The sequence below is a fragment of the Dolichospermum sp. DET69 genome (genome assembly GCA_017355425.1).
In the GTDB taxonomy this organism is placed as follows: domain Bacteria; phylum Cyanobacteriota; class Cyanobacteriia; order Cyanobacteriales; family Nostocaceae; genus Dolichospermum.
In genome coordinates, this window is sequence record CP070233.1 from 5426946 (window position 1) to 5445705 (window position 18760).

Here is an 18760-nt window from a genome sequence, read left to right on the forward strand (position 1 = left end):
AATGCACACAGACACAATATTTTATTAGATCTTCCTCACCTTCCACACCCTATTATTTGAACTTCTGGGACAACCCACAGAAAACGCTGAAGGTTATAATTTCACATCAGTAGAAGTCAAAGAAAAAGCCTTTCAATTTAATGGTATTTTCATGCTAGATACGGTAGAAAAACCCATCTATTTTGTCGAAATTCAATTTCAAAACAAACCAGCATTTTACTGGGAATTAATCACAGAAATAAACATTTATCTCAATCAATGTCACTAATGACTTGGGGGATGAGCCATATTGGAGTAGTTCATCTTGAGGATTAATTGTTAATAGAATCAGTAGGTGTCTTTGTCAGCACCAATAAAATTTGTTGGATCGTGATGACCAATTGTTTAAGTTTAACTGGTTTGGTCAAATAATCATTTGCTCCTGCTTCCAAGCAGCGATCGCGATCGCCCGTCATGGCTAATGCTGTGAGCGCAATTATCGGTGTATCAATCAAATTAGAATCAAAGCGAATTTGTCTGATTGCCTCTAATCCATCCATTCCCGGCATTTGGATATCCATCAAAATTAAGTCAGGCTGGTGAGTTTTAGCAAGATCGATGGCTTCTTGACCATCCCTAGCTACGAGGATGCGATAACCTTTAGCCTCAAGGTAGCTAAAAAATGTAATGATATTGTCTTGCAGCACTTCCGTGAGTCCCAAAATGGCGTTGAGGGGGGTGCGGAGTTCGTGACTCATATTAGCTAAGAATTCATCTTTGAGACGGGTGTCCCGGGCTAGTTCTTCGTTAGAGATGGCGAGTTTTTGATTAGTTTCGGTAAGCTGTGTCTCTGCTTGCTGCCGTTCGGCTAATTCCGTCTGTAACTGGTCAAAAAGACTAGCTTGCTGAATAGCGATCGCTAATTGGTTGGCAATTTGTTGGAGAAGTTGGGCTTCAGACTTTTTCCAAACTCGTTTTTCCGTGCAAGCATGAACGATGATAAACCCCCACAGCTTATTGTGTTGGCCGGAGCAAATCCAACGATGGCTTTCCCCATTTCGTGTTTCTTGCAAAATCGGGGCTACGATTTCTGACTGGATTTGACCTTCAATGGCATATTCTACCAGACAATTTGTCCCAGTATCTTTTGTAACATCAGCGACGATGCGAGGCTGTCCTTGCCAATAATAATCAAGAACTTCTGGAGACCATACTTCATGATGACAGTGGCGGTCTTTGAGCTTTACTAACTCCCTAGAAACGGCTTCTTCGACAATTTGACTACTACCATCAGCAAAGAGCTGGAAGACGATGACGCGATCGCTCTGTATTGACACTCTCAGGTCTAAAGACACTGAGATTCTTTAATCAATGAGCCAACTTACAATTGCTGGATTACTCCAACAAAAACAGAGGTCGATTCTCCTAAAGCGTTAATTCCGGTATGCCCTACCGTACTCGATTTTTGTATTTCATTTTTCACCAAATTTAGCTTTCCTAAACTGCAATACTGTTAGGTATGACTACGCACTCAACCAAATTAGTTAAGTTTTTACGTTGTTTAGTTATACTTAAATTATGGAACTTTTAAAAGCATATCACACCTACTGTTACTAGTCAACGAGTTAGGCTAAATATTTTCGCCCGTGTCGCTTATATCTCAGCACTAAAGTGACTGAGCTTTACGCTTACCGAGTAATCTTGTAAGTCTTTGCTCTCCTGAGTCACTGTTGCCAGAATATCTTTGATATCTAGAGACTCTCGAATTTTTTGGACAATTGTTCCTAGTATACGCTGTTGCTGTAATTGTCGGGAGATTGCGGCTTCCGTGTGTTGACGGATGATCAATTCTGATTGAGCTTGTTCATATAAACTTGCCTGGTAAATAGCGATCGCCAATTGACTAGCAATTTGTTCTAACAATTCAATTTCCGCTGTTGTCCATACATAAGGCTGACTATTTTGGTACATCCCTAAAAAACCCCACGGTGACTCACCGACAAAAATGGGTGCAATCACATAGGCTCTTGCTTGAACCTGTTCCAAAAGTTCAATATGGCAGGGCTGTAAACCAGCTTGATAAATATCATTAACTGTCAAGATTTCGTGGTTTTGGAATCTACCTCCTTGAGTTTCTTGGAGATATATATCTTGCCAAATATGCTTAAGGTCAGATCCGGCAAGTTTTGTCCAACCATTAACTACAGCCTCAATGATAAATTCACCACTCCAATCAGGTTGAAAGCGGTAAATCACCACTCGATCTACCACTAATATTGATCTAGCCTCCTGTACGGCTGTATTGAGAATGACTTTGAGGTCTAGAGATTGGCGAATGGCTTGGGTAATAGTTAAGAGTAATTGTTTGTAAGTTGCCTGTTGTTGTAGGGCGAGTTCACTACTTTGCAATGCCAATTCAGTTTGTTTACGCTCGGTAATATCTTGATAAGTTCCTAAAACACCAATCACTTCGCCGTTGAGGTTACGCAAGGGCAATTTATTGGTTTCTATCCAGATCATTGCCCCATTGGGCTGATGCAGAGTTTCGATAATGCCGAGTTTGGCTATGCCGGAATCCATGACTAGGCGATCATCGGCCTGGTAAAGATCGGCTTCCGTTGTCCCCCAAGATAAATCGTAGTCCGTCTTACCGATAATATCAGCGGGCGAAGGGATATCTGCTTGGTTGGCAAAGTTTTGATTGCATCCGAAGTAGACTGATTGGCGATCCTTCCAAAAGACTGAGAGGGGAAAGGTATCTAGGACTGTTTGCAGAAATTTTTCTGATTCGCGCAGTTCTTGAGTCCGCTGTTCTACCCTCACTTCCAAGTCTTGATTTAAACTATGGAGAGCATCATTAGCTACTTGACGCTGCAATTCTGCGGCTACTCTGGCGGCAAATATCTGGAGGATAGTGATCGCTTCTTGGCGCCTGGATTCCTGAAGGGGCTGTACGTCTAGAATACAAAGATTGCCAATGGCATTGCCGAAATTGTCTTTTAAGCTAATGCCCAAATAACTATCTGCCTGCATTGTCACCAAGTCTAAATCATCAGGAAAAGAAAAAGTGCGATTCGTTGTGAGTGAATCACGGTGAAAGTCCGTAAATAACCTCACCAACCAAACCCGACGACGGGGAAAGGTTGAACTCTCGGCTAGATATGGGTGAAAGTCCCATCTACCAGACTCAGGTATGAACCCCTATCTGTCCACACTGACCAGACTCGGTATCTGGAGGGTGAAGCTGGAAACAGGGCGCAATCAGACATCCATTGTGGGGTGACACTGGTGCTAACGGGAAGTTCCCATGATGAAACACAAGCCTAGAAAAGCAACCTATGTCCAGGCGGGACACAATACAAAAACCCGACCTCACTGGAGTTAATACCCGCCTTCGACTCTACCAGTTCTTGGAGTTGGCTTTGGCAGTAAAATTCCCCATCTCTGAGGGCGAATTCGCAGAGAGTGTGAGCCAGATGATAGGAGATTGATGGCTGTAAAGCTCCATTTGCCCAAAACCCCAGGGTATGGAGTTGATCACCCACCAATTTAGTGACTAAGGCATATCGGACAGCCAAGGCTTCGGCAATGTGATGCACTAGGGCAGGGAAAAAATCCTCTCCAGTCACGGCGGCAGTTCCTGCTATCAGCTTTTGCAGGGTTAATTCAGCCTGTTGGCGCTTGATCAATTGTTCCTGTAATTGTTCGTGGGTACTGGCTTGATGAATGGCGATCGCTAGTTGTACAGATAAATTTTGCAGCAGTTCAATTTCTGACTCTTGCCACTCACGGGGATGCTGGCTTTCGATAGCATTGAGAAAACCCCACAGTTGATCATCACATACAATCGGCACTAAAATTTTGGCACGGGTCTGAGTCTGAATTAACAGATTGCGATGACAGTCGGACATTTCCATCGTGTAAATATCTGGCACAACACGAATCTTGCCTTGGCGATACATCTCAATCTGTTCTTGTCTCATACAACCATCTTTAACCTGTTGTTTGATCAAAGATAAGGCGGATTCTTTGGACTCAGCTACGACTATGACTTCCCCATTATTATCTAATTGCCAAATATTAACGCGATCGCAACCCAACAATTGCCGCACTTGTGTAACTGTTGTATCGAGAATTATTTGTAAATTCAAGACTGATGTCTCTGGTTTAACTATCAGGGGATCGCGGACAATGGCAGATTTTAATTCTGATGAGTTGACACTCTCAGGTCTAAAGACGCGCTCGATTCTTTAATCAATGAGCCAACTTACAATTGCTGGATTACTCCAACAAAAACAGAGGTCGATTCTCCTAAAGCGTTAATTCCGGTATGCCCTACCGTACTCGTTTTTTGCATTTCATTTTTCACCAAATTTAGCTTTCCTAAACAGCAATACCGTTAGGTATGACTACGCACTCAACCAAATAAGTTAAGTTTTTACGTCGTTTAGTTATACTTAAATTCTAGAATTGTTTACATTGTATCACATCTACTGTTATCAAGTCAATGAGTTAGGCTAAATATTTTCGCCCGTGTCGCTTATATCTCAGCACGCTTTGTGACTGAGCTTTACGCTTACCGGGTAATACTGTAAGCTCCGTAGAAAGATTGAGCATGGTTCTTTAGGCACTATGATATACAGCACTTCCTTTGTGTTATGAGGTACAAGAACCCCACCCCCAACCCCCTCATCGCTTGCGGGGAGGGGGCTAAGATGTACCTCCTAAGAGCGAAAACCGCTGTAAACATATTTTAACAATGGGGGTTAATTGTCAGAGATCTCAGAAGGATTTGATATAGATATAACAAAAACTGCCAAAATTATTAATAAATTAATTGTAATATATCATTCACAGTAATGGTAAATTCTGATAAAATTTAGACACAAGTAGATTCTTAACCCTGCCTGCTTCCCATAATTAATATTTGTTTCTTTTTCCTGAATCCTGACTGGTAACAGAGCTTGCCCAAGAGTTAAAATGTTGATTCCCGACCTCTCTAAAAAGCCGGGAAGACGGTTAAAGATGGATGTAAGGATCTCTATTGCCAACTTCAAATTCACAAGCTCTAGAAACCACATCTGCTGGTAATTTATCAAAACTGATTAATGGTAAATAATCAGGATTATCTATGAGTTCCTGCGCTAATAAATATCCAGCAATTGTCCAAGTTTGATACTTTCTAGATTGTTTACCAATTAATCTCCCTTTCTTCCCATCATAATATTCTGGCCATTCATCTTCACTTAGTCTAGTTTTAGCAATTTCAATGGCTTTTTCTGCTAACTGCGGTTTCTTGGTTTTCACTGCTGCTGCTGCTAACATCCACATTAAAACAGGCCAACTTCCAGCATTATGATATGACCAAGGAATGTTTTTCGGATCACATCCTGTGACAACTCGATATTCTTCACCTTGTAAGGCAGGATAACAGATTTTCATAGGCATATCGCCTACTAAATCTTCCCATCTTTTTTCAATCAGATTCATAATTGCCTGAGACTGTTCTTCAGTGGAAAGATCAGAAATCACAGCCATCAAATTTCCCAGAGTGAAGAACCGAGTATCCATTTGTGATGGTCCCACATTTCCGGCAAAATAACCACCTTTTTTGGGGAGCCATTTATCTAATTCATAATAAGGTAAAGAATCTGCGTAAATATTGAAAAGATTGACAGCAGCTTTCCCGTATTCTTCTCCTTTGAAACGATAAATTGCATTGAGTCGAGTAATATCTATCCAATAATGTTGACGAATATGTCCACACAATAAAGGTAACCGGTTATCAATTGCTTCCACAATATCCTGATTACCTTGACAAATTAGGAGTTCCCTCGCTGCACGTAAAGCTGCAAAAAATAGAACTTGAATTTCTAAAGGATGTCCATGAATACCCATGCGTCTATCTATCATACACGCACCATCAGGAACTAATAGTGTTGGGTACATATCAAAACGATTAGCCAAACAGATATCCATAATTAACCTAATTCCTGTTTGGAATTCCGGTCGATAAGCAAGGGAAGGATCTTTTGTGGCAACTACATAAGCACGTAATAAAATTAACCACCATAAACAAGAATCCACAGGTGTGACTCTGGCAATTGCGTGTTCTCCAAAATCAGCTTCTAAATGTTCTTCACCATTGATAGATACAACTTTGAAACTGGCTGGAATTAAGCCTCTACCGGGTTTATAGGCATCTAATGCCTTTTCTTTAGGCTGTAACTTTAATGTTTCCTCTAGGAAATTTTTAACAATGTCTGTTCTGCCTTTAATCAAAAAAATTAAAGCTGAAGAAACAAAATCTCTGATAAAACATTGGTCATAATTTAGTGCTTCTACTGATGAATCATAAGCTGCTACAGTGCCTACAGGTTGACCTTTGTAGTAGAGAATTGAATTCTCTAATGCTTGCCACGCTTCATTTTCTATATTATTACTTGTCTCTAATTTGTTTAGTTGCATTACCAGACTAACTCCATTTAGATAGTAGATTTGTTGGAAGTAGATGCACCTTTAATTATTCTTTATGCCATTTTCATCATAACTTTTAAATAGCAAATATCAATCCAGTCAAAATACTAAAAATCCTTGAATATGGCATTGCTGCTAAATATGAGGCAGCTTTTTTCATGAGTAAAAATACACGCCCTTCTATTTGTCGAATTAACTGACTATAGTATATATACTTAATCAGAAATTGGCTATTGAGATGACGAAATATATTATTCCCCTACAACTTAACAATTTATAACCTTTTTTTAGAATATGCAATATAAACAATTAAAAAAATTGCAGGATTAATACTAATGAAGGGATATAGAACTTATACACTGTACAAATTAATCATTGTCAGGGGTTAGCAATGCTAAACCCCTACAGGCTCACTAAATTATGTTTAATTGCTGTTGAAACTTTTGATATGCCTGATTAACTGCTTGCATAGCAGTTTTAGCACTAGTATTAGGGTTAATATCAGGGTGATACAATCTAGCTAATCTCAGATAGGCAAGTTTGACATCTTTGGGGTGAGTTTTGGGTTCTACATCTAAAATTTCCCACCATTCCCCAGTTAGGGGTGGTAAATCATCACTGTTGTGAACTTGTCGCCAAATTTTGATAGTTCCACCTTTACCACCACTAATAAATAGTTTACCATCTGCACTAAAAACTAGGGGACAAAATCCAGAAAAATTTTCTAATAATTCCCCAGTTTGAATATGCCAAAGTTTGATAGTGCCATCTTGACTACTACTAGCAATAATTTTACCATCTGGGTGAATAGCCAGAGCAGAAATAGCTGTTAAGTGTGCCTCAAGGGTATAATTTAATTCCCCAGTATAGAGATTCCAAAATTTAATTATACCATCGGCACTGCCACTAATTAAAGTTTGATGATCGGGAGCGATTCCTAGGTCACGCTTCGCTATCGCTAATGTATTTACTGCTGCTAAATGTTGGTTAATAATATAACGAGTTTCACCAGTTTGTAAATTCCAAATTCTGATAGTTTTATCAGCACTACCACTAACAAGAGTTGTATTGTCAGAACTAATAGCTATAGATAAAACTGCGTCTGTATGTCCATTTAAAGTGCGTTTAACTGTTCCGGTATAGCTTCCCCAAATTCTGATAGTTTTATCCGTACTAGCACTAACAATAATATTACCATTAGGACTATAAACAACTGCATTGACAAAACCATTATGACTATAGGGAGAATTTAAATAAGAAAATGTGCGATTATATTTTTTTGTTGCTAATTGCCAACTACTGATTTTTCTATCTACACTACCACTAATTACCTGTTTTCCATCGGGACTAATAGCGACAGATAAAATAGCCTCAGCTTGTCCAGAAAAAGTATATAGCAATTTTCCAGTTGGCAAATTCCATAAATTAATTTGTCTATCATCACTACCACTGATCAAAGTATTACCATCAGGATGAATAGCTATTGCATTGACATTACCAAAATGTCCTTTTATCGTTTTTACATATTGCCAATTTTGGGGTAATTGATTAGAAATAGATAAAGTTTTTGTTTCAATTTTAGAAGAGTTACTATTTACTTTGCTCTGAAGTTGTTCCAATTCATGATCAATTTCTAAAGCTGCAAATTTTTGATTAATATCATTACCAGATAAATATAAATCTAATTCAATAACTGCGGCGTTATAGTCGTCCATTTCTAAAATTTTTGCTTCCATGCGTTCAAAAAGCTGCATGGGAGTTTCTGGAAATTCTGAATCATCTAATAATTTAGCCACACCATAAGCAGCAAGTCCTAAAACTGCACCAATTCCCGCCATTGGTACTGTACCAATCCCAAAAGCTAAACCAATTTTAGGCGCGACAAATCCAATATTACCGATAATACCAGAAACCCCAATACCACCCGCAGCACCTATTCCTATTGCGCTAAAAGCTAATGTATCCACTTCCGTGATTCCTTTGAAAACACCATAAACAGCAGCACCAACAACAGCACCCGCAGTGGTTACAGAAGCAGCACCTATTCCCAGACCACCGAAACTTCCTGCTAGTCCAATTCCACCAATTGTAGAGGAGATACCCGCGCCTGTTAATGTTCCTGTGGTGATGAATGCTGCACCTGTTTGGGATGTTGGTTTCATGGGATTTTCAGGTTAATGAAATTTTGTCTCACGCAAAAGAAGAGAGATTCATTCAGACTAGAGAGTATTACTTATTCTTTAATCAGTTCCCCCCCAAGTCCATACGGGATTACCTATTTTTATTCCCTGTTTAAGAACTATTAAGGGATAATTATTAGGATCAAAACCGCCGGCTAAATCAAGCATAAAATAAACTTTACCTTTGACAAAATGCAGCCGCAAATGATTAATATTTCCAGTATATTTTTCGCCATTAATCTTGGTTATTCCCGCAGAAGCAAAGCATTTTGCATATTTTGGTTTTAATGTCCCTACCCATGTGGTGCTAAAGCTATTATTTGCGCTGACAGAAATATTATTTGCGTATTCACTCAAATTCACAGAACCGTCGGTAGCAAAACTACCTTCTTGATAAGGACGGGGAATTTCAGTTACAATAATTTTGTCTGGACAGCTTTGTTTTTGCTCGTTTTCACTATAAATTTTGAGTTCTATTTTATTTCCTCCCTTTTGCGCTTGGACGTTTAAGAAGGGGAATAGGGAGAGAAAAATAATGCTTATTCCTATGGTTAAACGCTGAGTGAAAAGCTTATACATGGCGTTCTGTATTGAATATGTGAGAATAATATACTCGATATAAAATAAAAAGCACTGGACAAAACCAATGCTTGATTACGTAATTAATAAAAGTTGTTAGTAATTTAAGAACTGGATTTTTTTAACTTTTGTTTTTTCCGGCGTTTCTCTGTGGTGGCTACACCATGTTCTACTGGATAACCGACTACAGGAATTACCTGATATTTTCTGTCTTCTTCTAAATTTTTCAGTTCTGTGTAATCAACCCAGTCAATACAATTAACGGGGCAGGTATCTATTGCTTCTTGAATTATTTCTTCTGTGTCTGCATCTTGACGAATAACACGCGATCGCCCATAATCTTCTTCAATAAAAAAAGTATTTCGGGCTACATGGGCGCAATGTTTACAGCCAATACAGGTAATTTCATCAACATAAACGCCTTTTTGCCGCACCAGTCCGCCTAATTCCGGTTCTAACCCAGAACGTTCGGGGACATCTCGGAAAAAACTCCCTAGTTCTGGTTCTAACCCAGAACGGTGATATTCCTCTTCCTTTGGCGACTGCGGCAAATTAGACATTATGCACTCCAGCGTTGTACTACTAGACGAATAGAACCATCTTGATTTTGTTGTTGTTCGGCTACTTGGAAGCCAACTTTAGTAGTTTCTTTGACTACTGTTTGATAAGCATAACGTTGAGTTACTTGACGGACAAATCCATCTACAGATAGATTTTGTTGCCAATATTGTAAATCTGTAACTAATTCATATTCTTGACCATTCCATCTAAACCCGATATCATACCCATTTTGCTGCTCAATTGTGACTTCAGCAGCATGAGTTTGACCACGATAACCGCGCACCTCACGAGGTCCAGGTTTCCAGTCTATTCCCAAGTCGGAAAGGGCATCTTTCAAGGATTCCAGATTACGGATTTGTGTCTTAATTTGGCTAAAGTGTGACATAGTGGTTTGTAATCAATGAACATTAACTAGTTGGAAAACTTACCATTCGCTGTGGGCGGTTTGTGTATTCGCTATATTCGTTTGTTGCGGGTTAGTGGCGAAAAAATCTGAGGTTGGTTCATGACTCAACACTCTTCCTAGCTGGGCTTCTATGGCTGCTGTCACTTCAGAACAAGATGCACCGATAATACCGGTGACTTTTTCTTGGACTCGACCATCTGGATAAATGATGAATTCTAATGTTTCCATAGTCAAAAAAGCCAACCTAGATAGTGTGTTTGAACTTTGCTGTTTTACCAGACTTGCTCAAAATTTAGGGGGTAGGAACTTAGATACAAACTTGCCACTTGTTTCATACTGTTCCACACTTAGGCATATATATTTCATAATTTTTACAAAATTTATTATTTACCTTAGTACTCACATCTATACAATTAGAATTTTCTCTTAACCTGATCAAATAGTCAAGGTGAAGACCAAAAATTATCAAGAATATGATTAAATAAAGCTTGTATACAAAATCCCTAGATAGGAATAAAGATCAAAAAAATCTTAAATCTATCAAAAAATCTTATCAATATCATTGACTTGAACCAAGTAATTGATTTTATACTGGTGATCAAGTATAATTTTTACTAGTGCCGCATCATGAATGTTGACAACTATAACAGGAGTCAGGATTCAGGAAGAAGGAGTGAAAGTCTCCTGCTATATGTCTTGTTGGAAAAATTCATTATATATTATATGAGATTATATGAGATTTAGAGAGTGGGCGACTAGAGTAATACTGATATTTCTGATGTTAGCTACCCTAATTTTGGCTATATTTATGGGGGGTGCGAGAAAACTACACAATCAAACAATTGCATCAACTTCAGCAGCTAAAACTTGGAATCAATATCTACCAACGCAATTAAAATCATCAGTAACTACACAGCAAAAGAAGCGGAATTTAGTACCATCTCCAGTCAAGATTCATAAAATCAATCCTATCTATACAACTACTATTGCTTTTGCTAAGTATAGACCTAATTTTGCACAGGCTAAAGTTGATCCTAGCAATTATGGCGATCGCTATACCGCAGATATTAATGGTGTCCCCTTTAATAATCAGCCTATTATTGTCCTTCATGAAACCACCGATTCCACCTCCAGTGCCATTAATTTTTTTCAAACACCTCATGATGATGAAAGTGTCCAAGCTAGTTATCACGCCATAATTAGCTTAGAGGGACAGGTTATTTATTTAGTTCCCCCAGAAAAACGTGCTTTTGGGGCTGGTAATTCAGTGTTTAAAGGTGCTAATGGTGTGGAAACTGTGCAGACTAATCCCAATTTACCCCCATCTGTGAATAATTTTGCTTATCATGTATCTCTAGAAACGCCTCCTGATGCTTGGGGGAAAAATAATATAGAAGCACATTCAGGATATACAGAAGCTCAATATAATTCTTTAGCTTGGTTAATTGCTCAAAGTCAAGTTTCAGATGATAGAATTACAACCCATCGGGCTGTAGATGTGGGTAATGGAAAAGTTGATCCCTTGAGTTTTGATTTTGATAAGTTTTTCCATAAATTGCATTCTTTTCGCCAGTTGGAGACTATTAATAATGCAAAAATGTAAATAATAATAATAATAATAATAATAATAATAATAATTCATTTAAAGTCTTTTTGTTTTTGTAGTTTATCAATTAGAATATGTACTTTTGTTGATGGTTTTTGACATCCATCAATATTAGGATGCTTTTGTTCTAATTTAATCGCATTATTTATTGCTGTCTCCTGGTCAGGTCTAAGTTTTTCATATAGTAATTTATCGCTTTTATCATAATTTTCTCCTTGGTTGAGAATACCCGCTTTTCTCATTTCTGCTTCTAATTTTGGACATAGTTCTTTGTAATTGGTGAATGGACTAGTAGTATAACAATAATGTAGTAAAAACCAAAATTCAAAACAGGGTATTGATGTTATGGGTTCAAAATTATATTCTTTTGCAGTGCTGAGAGCTTTTTTATATTTCTCTGGTTTATTATCATCATCAAATATACAAAATACGTCATCATATTTTGGTTCACCTCCCCTGTTACTTTCCCGTTGTTTTTCTTGATATAATTTATAAGCTGTATTTACAATCACTAAAGGATCTCCACCAGAAGCAGAAACAACTTTTATTTTAATTGCGGTCAGTTTTAGTTCTCTTATGAGAGAATTAAAATAGTTATATTCTGTTTCTTCACCTTCAACTACAATTAAAAAGGAACTTCTAGATTTTTTATTCCCGAAATTTCGTCTTAAATTATTGGCAGATTTTCCCTGTGACATATTTTTTAGATCCTTAACCCATTAATAAAAGGAATAGCACCATAACGACCTAGTAAATAACCTTTTTGTAAAGATTCATTTTCACGAGGTCGAAAATCAAGCAATGAATATAATTTGGTCATGCTGTTATCTTTTTCAGTAAACCATACTTGGTCAGGTCTGAATATGTCACCATCTAAAAGTGTAGTGTCATGAGTTGTAAATATTAATTGAGCATTGTTTTTATTAATTTCTGGGTTATTAAACATTTTTATTAATGCTTTAGAAAGAACTGGGTGTAAACTTCTATCTAATTCATCTACTATTAATACTTCTCCTTTTTCCAATACATCTAACCAAGGTCCAGATATATCAAACAAACGTTGTGTACCATCAGATTCTTCATCCATAGTCAGTTCATCTATTTCATTGTCCGAATCATTCATCTTGTGAATAGTTACTATTCGCATTGCTTTCGGTTCGTCTATATGATTTTCTATAGCTTGGTTGTCAATTTCTTGGTTTATTAAACTCTTTATGAGTTGTCTAACTTCTTCAGGGATATTAATCAATTCAGTTCTTATATTTGAAATACCAATATCAGCTTCGTTTAATAATTTAACAACTTGTTCCCGAAAAGTATGATCTTCATTACATTTTTCAAAAGTAAATGTCTTTGAATTTACATCAATAGTAAGCATATTTATGTTATCTCGAAAATATTCAAATATTTCGGTTAATTGTGGATGAGTATTTTGTGCAGCATGAGATAGAAATAAAGAATTATAACGAACAAGTTTTTGAATAGGCTTTTTTGGACTTTTTAATCCTTTACCAAAAGACCATTTGTAACCTTTATGTGCTTGAAATTCTGGATTATCTGGTAGATATTCACGAGAAAACCAGTTTTGTTGAATTTCATTTGGATATGCAATTAACCATTCTTCATATATTCTTTCTTTATCAGCGGAGATTCCATACTCATAACGTATACCTTTATGAATGAAAATTATCTCAAAGCTACTAGGCTTTTTTGCTGTTTCACTATTTAGTATAAATGGCTCAATACCAAATTTATCACCAGTTTGCATTCTACTAGCTGAGTTAATAACAAGACTTCTAAGCTTTTGCATAGCTTTGAGGAAATTACTTTTTCCTGAAGCATTTGGTCCATAAATTACACTACTTGTAACTAAGCGCAAATCGCTACTATTGGGCATAGGAAAAGTATTACTGTCCATTAGCATGGTTTCCTCTTCAGCAGCTACCATACTTAATGTTTGCTTTTCTTGGATTGAACGATAATTTTCTACGCTGAATTCTACAAGCATGACTTTACTCTTGGTTGGTTATCTGTATATAACCCACAAATTATTATCAATAGCAAAAATTATACTTGTTTTACTTGCCAATTGTCTAGTTGATAGCAACTTTTATTTGTGGGGTTACTCAAGCATACATAAATAATGAACAAATAGCTCTAGTTATCAAACTAAAGCTATTATCAATGTGTGGAAATTCAGCCAATCCTACTTAATAAAACTGTAAATGTGCTGTGTCTGTAAATTATCTTGTAAAGAAGAAGGTAAGACACTATCAGAAAAAGTTTGCCTGTCTAACTGTACCTGCAAATTACTCAGCGGATCACTACCTGTTGCAATCAGAAATTCCATTTTCTGAATATATGGTAAAGTTGCTATTTCATCTAAAATCTGGCAGACTGCTTGTAGGTAAGGATGACCCTTCTGTTGATACCAATTGGGTTCAGCAATATTAGCTTGGTCAAAACCTAGATGCACAGTTAAAGAGGGTTGATCAAATAAAGCGATGCCCAAGGGACGGGCTTCTTCCTGTAACAATAAATGCTGGTTTTTCGATAACTGCCGTAATTTTTCTAACCGTTCATAGCGTTCAGTCACGGATTCTAGTTCATCTTGCCAATGTATTGCTACTGTGACTAGATAAGTTTGTAACAGCATATGCCCCAATTTTTTGGCCTTAGTAGCGAGGTAATAGGAATTGAAATCATTGGACTCAATTAAGAGGGGAACACGATCTACAACGTCTAAGCCATAACCTTTAACACCAGCAATTTTCCGGGGATTATTGGTAATGAGACGAATTTTTTTGATGCCCAAATCCATGAGAATTTGCGCCCCCATGCCATAATCACGCAAATCAGCCGGAAACCCTAAACGCTCATTTGCTTCCACTGTATCCAAGCCCATATCTTGTAAAGAGTAGGCTTTCAACTTGTTAACTAAGCCTATGCCTCGTCCTTCTTGACGCAGGTAAACAACGACACCTTGACCTGCATTCTCAATCATTTTCAATGCGGCTTGTAACTGCATCCGACAATCACAGCGCAAAGAACCCAAAGCATCACCGGTTAAACATTCCGAGTGCATTCGCACCATCACAGCATCGTCTTGGAAATTTGCCGGATCTCCCTTGACAATGGCGACGTGTTCTGTATTATCTAGGGTGTGACGGTAGCCGTAAATATCAAATTGACCGAATTCGCTAGGTAGCTTAGTAACGATTTCTCGGTATATCAAGCGATCATTTTGGAGACGATAACTGATTAAATCGGCAATGCTAATAATTTTTAGGTGATGATTTTTAGCATATTCCACTAATTGATGTAACCGCGCCATTGAACCATCAGGGTTTTGAATTTCGCAAATTACCCCGGCTGGATACAGTCCTGCTAGTCTGGATAGGTCAACTGCGGCTTCTGTATGTCCTGCCCGTTTGAGTACGCCTCCAGCCCTAGCCCGCAGGGGGAAAATATGACCCGGACGGCGTAATTCTTCTGGTTGTGTGGCTGGGTTGAGGGTGACTTGGATAGTGCGGGCGCGGTCTTCGGCGGAAATGCCGGTGCTAACGCCTAAATGGGGACCAGCATCAATACTAACAGTGAAGGCGGTTTGGTTAGTATCTGTGAGTTTGCTGACCATTAATGGTAAGTCTAGTTCATCCAAGCGATCGCCTGTCATTGCCAGACAAATTAACCCTCTGGCTTCCACAGCCATGAAATTAATCATATCAGGGGTAGCAAATTGGGCGGCGCAAATTAAATCGCCTTCATTTTCTCGATTTTCGTCATCTACTACGACGATGACACGACCAGCTTTGAGATCGGACAAAGCGGCATCAATAGAGTCAAATTTAAAGGTTTGGGTGGTCTTAGGCTGTGACACAGAAAATTTCCAACTATAAACGTAAAGTTTTTTAACAATTTCTTATTTTAAATTGTAGCTTGTTTGTCGGAATTAGAGCTTTTGGGAGATAACAAAACTGTTACTTAACATCAATATGGTTCATATATACTATAAGTAATTTAGAATACTATATACATAGAGTATGCAGCTATAGACATAAGTAAATTGTGAGTACAGCACGGCACAAATAAACCAACTATTTAGATAGCCAATCGTCCCATCTCAAATCTCTAACGGCTTTCTATCTAATTTTTACCAAGGGATAACTAAAGGTAGAGAAATCTCCATCCAATGGTAGACAGTGTATCGGGCATTTTCTATAAGAATTCAATATGACGGTATGACGGTCAAAAACCCCAATCTGAATATTCAATCAAAACTCGACGAAGTAGAGACAAAAACTTCGCCATGAATTGGTTTTAAGGTTTTGATATTTCCTCTAAACCTGAGATTTCAATGTTGCACCATAAAAACAACGCAAGAACCGAAAATTGTTATGACCTTGTACAAACTGGTTGATTCAGGACAACCTTTGCTACCACCACCTGACGTGCAGAGAACTACATTTTCAATAGATGCAGTTGCTCGGTTCGTTTGCAATACGTGGGATGAAATTCTGGCAGCACAAGCTGGTGGTCAATTTGATGCGATTGTCATTGGCTCAGGTATGTATGGTGCATACACCGCTACCAAGCTATTCGAGTTTGGTCGCCGGATGAAAACAAAAGAAGAGCAGGAGCAGGCTCCACGAGTTTTAGTTTTAGAGTCTGGTCCATTCCTGATTAGTGAACATATTCAAAACCTTACCAATGTAGGTAATGTCGGTCAGTTTGTTGAAGAAGTCTTGTTTGAGCCAGGGCAAGTAAGCGGTACACCTTTTGAGAAGTTTGTTAAACATCACCGATGTGTCGGTGGCAAATCTCTCTTCTGGGGAGGCTGGACACCACGTCTAGTCGATACCGATGTTGAGAAAGTCGATGCAGATGGAGCTAAACTTTGGCCCGACGATGTTCGAGAGTATCTATTTCGCCAACCTCAACCAGATGGGTCTGTGTTTGATGGGTATGAATTTATTGAGAGAGAAATCGGTGCCGTTTCCGTTCAAGACTTTATCAATGGCTCTTTATATGAAGCTTTGAAAACTCTTGCTCAAGACGTTGTAGCCAATAACCGTGTTGCCTCTCTTAATGCAGTCCTGCCACCGCCAATTGCTGTGCAGGGTGATTCACCAGTCTCAGGCTTGTTCAGTATGGATAAGTTCAGCAGCTTGCCTTTGCTGCTTGATTCTATCCGCGAAGCCAAAGGTAAACCAGATACCGAAAGTAAGCTATTCCTGGTTCCTTACGCTGAGGTTCTCAAACTAGAAACAGTTAAGGGTGTTGTCACCCAAGTTGTGATTGCTTTAATCGATCCGTCCGCACCGAAGGATAAGAGCAAAGCTCGTGTTGTGAGGTTGAATCTCAAGTCCAGTGCTATGGTAATCATCGCTGGCAATACCATCAACTCCACACGTCTAGCTTTAAATTCCTTCCCTCATCCTTCTCAGTTAGCACCTAATGGAGAATTAATGGGACGAAACCTCATGTCCCACGTTCGCGGTAACTTTGTCTGGAAAGTCACCCGAAATGCCCTAGGAATCTCAGCAACCGATACCACTTTGAGAACTGCTGCGTTACATATTCAAGGTTCAACTCAGACATCACAAGAACCAGGGCAATTCCATTTTCAATTTTATGCCGCTCCCAATGTGAATACAGGATTCTTCCTCGGTGCTGCTAACAATCCAGAAGAGTTTCTGTACCGGATGATACCTAATTTGGATGATGTACAATCCATTCTCGACTCCCAGAAAGGTCTGGGGGACAGAGTTGTGATCGGCATTCGCACCACGGGAGAAACTTTTGGCGACAGAACCAGCCCCATTGGTAGCAACAACAACGTCAGTTGGATGAATGTTAGTCCTTTCGCTAATGATGTGTACTTTGAGAACGGTCAGCCCCTGCGGATACCTAAAGCTTTTGTGAACCTAGTTGAAACCCCTGCCGACAGACAAGTTCGAGACGCTCAGTCCGAGGCAGCTTTTGCCTTCATAGAGGCGTTGGCGAATCAACCAAAAGGCGGTGCAAGGAGTAAGGATGATAACGGACCGATTTATTTCTTCAGTGGAAACGAAGATGCACCTGGAACTACTTTTCATGAATCTGGTACTCTCTGGATGGGAACTGATTACACCAAATCTGTCACAGATACTAATGGGCGTTTCCACCATGTCTCCAATGCCTACTGCGTAGATCAGTCAATTTTCCCCACTGCTGGTTCTGCCAATCCCGTACCCACAGGATTAACCTTATCCCGTAAAATTGCTCGTTCAATTATTGAACGCTATACCTCAGAGGATATTAGTGACGAACCAGGCTTTCAAACTCTTTATAGCGGCAACTTCAAAGCAGATGGCTGGGAAATTGCGGCATCAGGTAGCCAAAACTTCTTTGATGTTTTAGGTCAGAATCCTCCAGTGCTGGGTACTGGTGTTGATAATCAGAACGTCGGACTTGGTGTTATCTGGTTTAAAAGTAAAAAATTCAAGAATTTCATCTTGAAGTTGCAGTGGAAAGCCTTTGACATCGAAGCCAATTCTGGGATCTTTTTGAGAATGCCAGAACCAACTGCTCTAAATGATAGTTTCTATAACTCCAGCATCGAAATTCAAATTGATGAGCGGGGTTATGACTATCCCCATAATATCTATGGTAGCCCATTACACAAGACGGGTGCAGTATACGAGGTTTTCCCTGCCCAACGATGGGCAGCCAAGGTATTAAGTCCTCGCAACTCAGGTAATTCTGGCTACTGGAATAGCTATGAAATCACAGTGCAGAATAATAATATTGAGGTCAAACTCAATGGTCAATTAGTTAGTCAAGGAACACTTTCAGACCTGTTGCCGTTCGATGCCCCCAATGATGGCAAGAAAAAACGTTCTGAGGGTTTTATTGGTTTGCAGTGCCATACGGAAGTAGTACAGTTTCGTAATATTCGCATCAAGGAACTGTAAAGCCGCAATCAGGTTA

The 18760-nt window shown here is 38.8% G+C and carries 13 protein-coding genes and 2 pseudogenes; 3 read left to right on the top strand and 12 right to left on the bottom strand.

All coding sequences use genetic code 11. The features are described 5' to 3' along the window. Position 1: 1 nt before the first annotated feature. Positions 2–259 (top strand): annotated as a pseudogene (locus tag EZY12_24915) (DUF2887 domain-containing protein). Positions 260–311: 52 nt separating this feature from the next. Here EZY12_24915 and EZY12_24920 read toward each other — a convergent pair. The 9 genes and pseudogenes from EZY12_24920 to EZY12_24960 all read right to left on the bottom strand — a co-directional run bounded on the left by EZY12_24920 (position 312) and on the right by EZY12_24960 (position 10410). Continuing rightward, the gene (locus EZY12_24920) at positions 312–1334 is read right to left on the bottom strand and encodes a response regulator (GenBank protein ID QSX67845.1); all 1023 of its coding nucleotides are present in this window, start codon (positions 1332–1334) and stop codon (positions 312–314) included. A gap of 298 nt (positions 1335–1632) precedes the next feature. After that, entirely contained in the window at positions 1633–3096 is a 1464-nt protein-coding gene (locus EZY12_24925) for a GAF domain-containing protein (GenBank protein QSX67846.1), read from the bottom strand. Positions 3097–3302: 206 nt separating this feature from the next. Continuing rightward, positions 3303–4226 (bottom strand): GAF domain-containing protein, encoded by a 924-nt coding sequence (locus EZY12_24930; GenBank protein ID QSX70826.1) that lies wholly within the window; start codon positions 4224–4226, stop codon positions 3303–3305. Positions 4227–4998: 772 nt separating this feature from the next. Then, entirely contained in the window at positions 4999–6447 is a 1449-nt protein-coding gene (locus tag EZY12_24935) for a glycoside hydrolase 100 family protein (GenBank protein ID QSX67847.1), read from the bottom strand. A 422-nt stretch (positions 6448–6869) separates the two neighbouring features. Then, on the bottom strand, positions 6870–8618 hold the full coding sequence (locus EZY12_24940; protein QSX67848.1) for a DnaJ domain-containing protein: 1749 nt from the start codon (positions 8616–8618) through the stop codon (positions 6870–6872). Between the two features lie 78 nt (positions 8619–8696). Then, positions 8697–9113 (bottom strand): annotated as a pseudogene (locus tag EZY12_24945) (hypothetical protein). A gap of 206 nt (positions 9114–9319) precedes the next feature. Next, a complete protein-coding gene (locus EZY12_24950; GenBank protein ID QSX67849.1) occupies positions 9320–9775 on the bottom strand; it encodes a ferredoxin in 456 nt (151 codons plus the stop codon). Next, entirely contained in the window at positions 9775–10161 is a 387-nt protein-coding gene (locus EZY12_24955) for a DUF1257 domain-containing protein (protein ID QSX67850.1), read from the bottom strand. The genes EZY12_24950 and EZY12_24955 overlap by 1 nt, the downstream gene beginning before the upstream one ends. 39 nt (positions 10162–10200) lie before the next feature. After that, positions 10201–10410, bottom strand: a complete 210-nt coding sequence (locus EZY12_24960) for a DUF2997 domain-containing protein (GenBank protein QSX67851.1) — start codon at positions 10408–10410, stop codon at positions 10201–10203. A gap of 505 nt (positions 10411–10915) precedes the next feature. Here EZY12_24960 and EZY12_24965 point away from each other — a divergent pair. After that, positions 10916–11785 carry an N-acetylmuramoyl-L-alanine amidase gene (locus tag EZY12_24965; protein QSX67852.1) on the top strand — a complete coding sequence of 290 codons (870 nt, stop codon included), beginning with the start codon at positions 10916–10918 and terminating at the stop codon, positions 11783–11785. 35 nt (positions 11786–11820) lie between these two features. On the opposite strand, the gene EZY12_24970 is transcribed toward EZY12_24965, so the two are convergent. From EZY12_24970 to ribA, 3 genes are all read right to left on the bottom strand, one after another. Next, positions 11821–12486 carry an RloB domain-containing protein gene (locus tag EZY12_24970; GenBank protein ID QSX67853.1) on the bottom strand — a complete coding sequence of 222 codons (666 nt, stop codon included), beginning with the start codon at positions 12484–12486 and terminating at the stop codon, positions 11821–11823. Between the two features lie 5 nt (positions 12487–12491). Further along, on the bottom strand, positions 12492–13796 hold the full coding sequence (locus EZY12_24975; GenBank protein ID QSX67854.1) for an ATP-binding protein: 1305 nt from the start codon (positions 13794–13796) through the stop codon (positions 12492–12494). 198 nt (positions 13797–13994) lie between these two features. Continuing rightward, positions 13995–15668: a bifunctional 3,4-dihydroxy-2-butanone-4-phosphate synthase RibB/GTP cyclohydrolase II RibA gene (ribA, locus tag EZY12_24980; GenBank protein QSX67855.1), complete on the bottom strand. Its 1674-nt coding sequence runs from the start codon at positions 15666–15668 to the stop codon at positions 13995–13997. Positions 15669–16185: 517 nt separating this feature from the next. On the opposite strand from ribA, the gene EZY12_24985 reads away from it, so the two are divergent. Next, positions 16186–18744, top strand: coding sequence for a DUF1080 domain-containing protein (locus EZY12_24985; protein ID QSX67856.1), 2559 nt, complete (start codon positions 16186–16188; stop codon positions 18742–18744). The last annotated feature ends 16 nt before the right edge of the window (positions 18745–18760 follow it).

What these genes read in the sequence shown, in the direction of transcription:
- EZY12_24985 (QSX67856.1), top strand. Translation starts at nt 16,186, where the DNA reads ATGACCTTGTACAAACTGGTTGATTCAGGACAACCTTTGCTACCACCA.
- EZY12_24960 (QSX67851.1), bottom strand. Translation starts at nt 10,410, where the DNA reads ATGGAAACATTAGAATTCATCATTTATCCAGATGGTCGAGTCCAAGAA.
- EZY12_24935 (QSX67847.1), bottom strand. Translation starts at nt 6,447, where the DNA reads ATGCAACTAAACAAATTAGAGACAAGTAATAATATAGAAAATGAAGCG.
- EZY12_24975 (QSX67854.1), bottom strand. Translation starts at nt 13,796, where the DNA reads ATGCTTGTAGAATTCAGCGTAGAAAATTATCGTTCAATCCAAGAAAAG.
- EZY12_24940 (QSX67848.1), bottom strand. Translation starts at nt 8,618, where the DNA reads ATGAAACCAACATCCCAAACAGGTGCAGCATTCATCACCACAGGAACA.
- EZY12_24970 (QSX67853.1), bottom strand. Translation starts at nt 12,486, where the DNA reads ATGTCACAGGGAAAATCTGCCAATAATTTAAGACGAAATTTCGGGAAT.
- EZY12_24950 (QSX67849.1), bottom strand. Translation starts at nt 9,775, where the DNA reads ATGTCTAATTTGCCGCAGTCGCCAAAGGAAGAGGAATATCACCGTTCT.
- EZY12_24965 (QSX67852.1), top strand. Translation starts at nt 10,916, where the DNA reads ATGAGATTTAGAGAGTGGGCGACTAGAGTAATACTGATATTTCTGATG.
- EZY12_24955 (QSX67850.1), bottom strand. Translation starts at nt 10,161, where the DNA reads ATGTCACACTTTAGCCAAATTAAGACACAAATCCGTAATCTGGAATCC.